Below are 2,691 nucleotides of genomic sequence, written 5' to 3'. Positions count from 1 at the left end.
CCACACTAGAATTATTGTATGCGCGTTGTACATCTGCTCTAAATTGAGCTTCTGAAACGCCATGAGATTGTAAGTAATCAATTGGATCTTCATGATCTGTACCGCCAAGGTGATGAGTTACATCGCTATGTGTCCACAATCCTTTTTCTACAGATAACCCACGGTCACGCAAGATTTTAGCTAGTAACTTAACATATTTATCATAGCTGCGTTTAAATTTTGTATAGTCCGCTGTTTCGCATAATTCTACATGCACAAATCGTTTATTCGCTGCAGGTCCACCACCATAAGCAATGTACTTTGTATCAGCAATTTGGATTGTTTCGTCCCAATCGACTGCATAGTGAACAAATGCATTTCTCCATGTACGAGACTCATATTTTTGAATGTTAATAGCTGGAGCTTCTGGAGTGGCTGTATAATGAGCTACAACACCCTCATATGCACCAACCCCATAACGATAAGGGTCTTGTGGTAAACCTGGAATAATAAGTGTTCTATCAGCAAAAGCACTTGCTGCAGATGTTAATATAATAATAGCAACCGTAGAAATAGAAACTAAGAATTTAATAGATTTTTTCATTTTTCATCTTCCCCTTTTTCTTCATGATCAGTCCAAATACCTAGTGCAATACCAAATAAATAAACTGCCTTTTGAATCGTGTCTAACTTCCCCTCAAACCCTGTAATTCCAAATGCCGATAAAACTAATCCAAGGCATGAAAAAAGCGCAACATGAGTTTTCCAGTTACGCAAACGCCTTTTAATATTTTCTTTTGACATGCTACATGCCACCTTTTATTAGTAATCCTAATAATCCAGCTACAATTGCTCCAATGATGATTCGAAGGATCCATGTTGTATTGGCGCTGATTTTATCAAGAAGCTTATTTATATTTACAATGTCCTTTTCGTTGACCGTGGTCCGTGTTTCTAAATTGCGAATATCACGTTGCATATCTTTCTGATCTGATTTAATTTGGTGGATCTCTTGCTTTAAATCTTGAATTTCTTGCATTGGTTCATCTCCTTTCAAAATAAAAAGAGAGACAGTCATGTCCCCCTTTTGTTATACAAGCCGTATTTTATACTAAATAGGCCACTACTGTGCTATCTACAATTAAATCTGCTCTTCCATTGTCAGTTAAGTATTTATCGATTCTTTCTTTGTACGCCTTCATTTTTACAATGATAAACGTATAAGTAAAAGCTTGATCGATTACTCGTTGTGCCATGTATTCAGCCATTACTTACTCCCTCCTTCCAGTGTTGCTGGGGTAGTTGAAATAATGAGGTCATCAATCGCATTTTGCATAAGTGCCAAACGTTTCTTTAACTCTGCTAATTCATCTGGAGTTGGATTTTGTATAATCATTTCATCCAGAGCTTGCTGCATTAAGTCCTGTTGCTTTTTAATCTTTTCTAACTCTGAAGGTTCTTCTGGTTGTGGTTCTACAGGCTTTGGCTCAACTGTTTTAACCCATTTACCGTCCACAAATTTAGGATAATAAATACCGTCAGGACAAATTTCTAAAGTGCACTGAAGAGGTAAAATGGGGGTTTCCTCTCCAGTTTCTTCATTAGTTTTAAACTCAAGAGGAATCATTTTAGTGAATTCCCCTTCCTTGTTGTAACAATAACCGTAATATTTAGCCATGTTTTATCCTCCTTAGTCTGCTACGTACGTTTCTGATATACGAACACTTTTTCCAGCTGTATATAAGTGAAGCTCGCCGTTTGTATTAATTCTCATGTAAACAGGTGTATTATCATCAGCTATAACGTTTTTATAGTAACTCTCTACTGGTCTCGTATCTAAAGGTAAAACAGCTACAAGACTATCCGTAGAATCTACATTGCGAGTTACTGCCATATTTAAAGTTACGGTATTCGCTCTACGAGTTGCCAAATTTGGGAAGCTCACTTGGTCTATTGCTGTAGCATTAGCCGTTAAGGTTAAATTTGCTCGACCGTCTTTAGCTGTGTAATCTGTCTTCTTCATGAGGTTAGTGTTACTTGAGACATTCAACTCTTTCGTATTCATGTTGTAGTTCATGATTAATTGATTATTTTTCCAATCATAGAAAGTCAGATATTCTTTAGAGAATGAAAACCCTGCAAGACTTACCGTCCCATCTTTACCCCTAACTACTTTTTCCCCCGAAGCGGTTTCGAATTCGAGATGACCCGTCATATTGTCGCCGCTACGTTTTACAACATCCATATTATTCAATTTATTTTGCAATTCGTAAAGTTGATCGTTAATTGAAGTCCATCGACTGTTAATATCATCTACTAACCATTATGCTAGATTAATCAATTCTTCTAATTCGGAAATGTAAGGGCCACTCATTACGTTACCTGTCATCGCATCAGCTAAAGTCACTAGCCCGAAATCTTGCGTTGAAGCCCGTACCGTTCCGCCTTGTTCGATTGAAAAGTATGATCTTTTACCTACGCCAGCGACTCCGAATGTTTCAGGTCTGAAAGTATATTCGAAATTACCTTGTGTAGCATTAATCATTTTCACACCAGACGTATCACGAACGTATGCATTGTTGGGTTTCAACCCTTCATAAGGTTCTGTTGCAAAGTTTTTGGAGCTGAGCTAAACTGTAGAAAAAATGAGATGAGGGGCATAACATATGGGATATTTTAAAGGAAAACAATTCGAGAGAAACATTATCTTGG

Annotated in this window: 7 protein-coding genes; all 7 read right to left on the bottom strand. The window is 37.3% G+C overall.

Features of this window, described 5'->3' with window-relative positions; genetic code table 11:
• A partial coding sequence (locus AB3X49_RS20965; RefSeq protein WP_367964508.1) for a peptidoglycan recognition protein family protein occupies positions 1-583 on the bottom strand: 583 nt, incomplete at its 3' end.
• Positions 580-783, bottom strand: coding sequence for a hypothetical protein (locus AB3X49_RS20960; RefSeq protein WP_367964506.1), 204 nt, complete (start codon positions 781-783; stop codon positions 580-582). The genes AB3X49_RS20960 and AB3X49_RS20965, both read right to left, overlap by 4 nt.
• Before the next feature lies 1 nt (position 784).
• Complete coding sequence (locus tag AB3X49_RS20955; RefSeq protein WP_367964510.1) at positions 785-1,018, bottom strand: hemolysin XhlA family protein; 234 nt, start codon at positions 1,016-1,018, stop codon at positions 785-787.
• A 67-nt stretch (positions 1,019-1,085) separates the two neighbouring features.
• Positions 1,086-1,247, bottom strand: a complete 162-nt coding sequence (locus AB3X49_RS20950) for a hypothetical protein (RefSeq protein WP_367964504.1) — start codon at positions 1,245-1,247, stop codon at positions 1,086-1,088.
• Positions 1,247-1,657, bottom strand: coding sequence for a YomQ N-terminal domain-containing protein (locus AB3X49_RS20945; RefSeq protein WP_367964502.1), 411 nt, complete (start codon positions 1,655-1,657; stop codon positions 1,247-1,249). Before AB3X49_RS20945 ends, AB3X49_RS20950 begins: the two co-directional genes overlap by 1 nt.
• 12 nt (positions 1,658-1,669) lie before the next feature.
• The gene (locus AB3X49_RS20940; protein ID WP_367964500.1) at positions 1,670-2,194 is read right to left on the bottom strand and encodes a hypothetical protein; all 525 of its coding nucleotides are present in this window, start codon (positions 2,192-2,194) and stop codon (positions 1,670-1,672) included.
• 108 nt (positions 2,195-2,302) lie between these two features.
• Positions 2,303-2,569: a BppU family phage baseplate upper protein gene (locus AB3X49_RS20935; RefSeq protein WP_367964498.1), complete on the bottom strand. Its 267-nt coding sequence runs from the start codon at positions 2,567-2,569 to the stop codon at positions 2,303-2,305.
• Positions 2,570-2,691: the final 122 nt, after the last annotated feature.

The organism is Bacillus sp. C30, assembly GCF_040838255.1.
GTDB lineage: Bacteria > Bacillota > Bacilli > Bacillales > Bacillaceae_G > Bacillus_A > Bacillus_A mycoides.
Note: the sequence above shows the minus strand (reverse complement) of the source record. Positions and strands in the feature narration are given on the sequence as shown.